Origin of the sequence: Streptomyces sp. NEAU-W12 (assembly GCF_026242095.1) — a bacterium.
In the GTDB taxonomy this organism is placed as follows: domain Bacteria; phylum Actinomycetota; class Actinomycetes; order Streptomycetales; family Streptomycetaceae; genus Streptomyces.
The window spans coordinates 1-985 of the sequence record NZ_JAPJDM010000100.1 but is presented as its reverse complement, the minus strand read 5'-3'; the positions used below and the strand labels follow the sequence as shown (position 1 = coordinate 985).

Genomic DNA, 985 nt, shown 5'->3' with positions numbered 1-985 from the left:
TGGTGTGATGTGTACTGCCCGGACTCAAGCGGTCGGAATGGAAGATCGCGTTGCCTGCCGTGTGTCCGCCCGCGTGAGCCATCCGGATGGCGTCCGAGACCAGCTCCGTGCGCATATGGCCGGCCATCGACCAGCCCACGACCTTCACGGGTGCACAGGTCGATGACGGTCGCGAGATACAGCCATCCCTCAGCCGTGGGCAGGCAGGTGATGTCGCCGACGAGCTTCAGCCCGGGCATCGGAGCGGTGAAGTCACGGCCGACGAGGTCGGGCGCCGGCGACGCGGTCCGGTCCGCCTTTGTCAAAGATCTCGCTCTGCGTCGCGTGATCCCGACGATCTCGTGCTCCCGCATGAGCCGTGCGACACGTTTGCGGTTCACGACCTGGTCCTGGTCACGGAGTTTTCGGGTGATCCGGCGGGCTCCGTAGGCCCCGCGGGATGCTGTGTGGATCTCCCGGATCCGGCGGGCCAGTTCCTCCTCCGCCCCGGCCTTGTCCTGTCGCGTCTCCTTGTTCCTCCGCCAGGCGTAGTAGCCGGAACGGTCCCAGCCGAGGACGTCGCAGATCCACTTCACCCGATGGGTGGTCCGGTGCTCGTCGACGAAACGGAAGCGGATCATCACCATGTCGCCTCCCGCGCGAAATAGGCGGCGGCCTTCCGGAGGATTTCGTTGTCCTCCTTGAGCCGGGTGTTCTCCCGCCGCAGCCGCTTGAGCTCTTCCTTCTCGGCCGAGGTCATCACGGCGTCACCCTCGCCGTCCCCGGTCTCGCCACGGGACCGGTCCTCGCGGATCCAGTTGCGCAGCGTCTCCAGATGGATGCCCAGACTCCGGGCGATGTCGGTGAGCGACCGGTCCTTCGAGGTCCGGGCCAGCGCCACCGCGTCCCGCTTGAACTCTTCGGGGTAGTTCTTCCGCTTTGCCACCTTGGATCACTTCCCCTGGATGACGAGTCATCCAGCGTCCAGGTGTCGGAATTTTGGGGG

General features: G+C 66.0%; 2 protein-coding genes. Both read right to left on the bottom strand.

What is annotated here, in order from left to right; translation table 11 throughout:
- A partial coding sequence (locus ORI94_RS35240) for an IS3 family transposase (RefSeq protein ID WP_266083198.1) occupies positions 1-626 on the bottom strand: 626 nt, incomplete at its 3' end.
- A complete protein-coding gene (locus ORI94_RS35235) occupies positions 620-925 on the bottom strand; it encodes a transposase (RefSeq protein ID WP_266083196.1) in 306 nt (101 codons plus the stop codon). The genes ORI94_RS35235 and ORI94_RS35240, both read right to left, overlap by 7 nt.
- Positions 926-985: the final 60 nt, after the last annotated feature.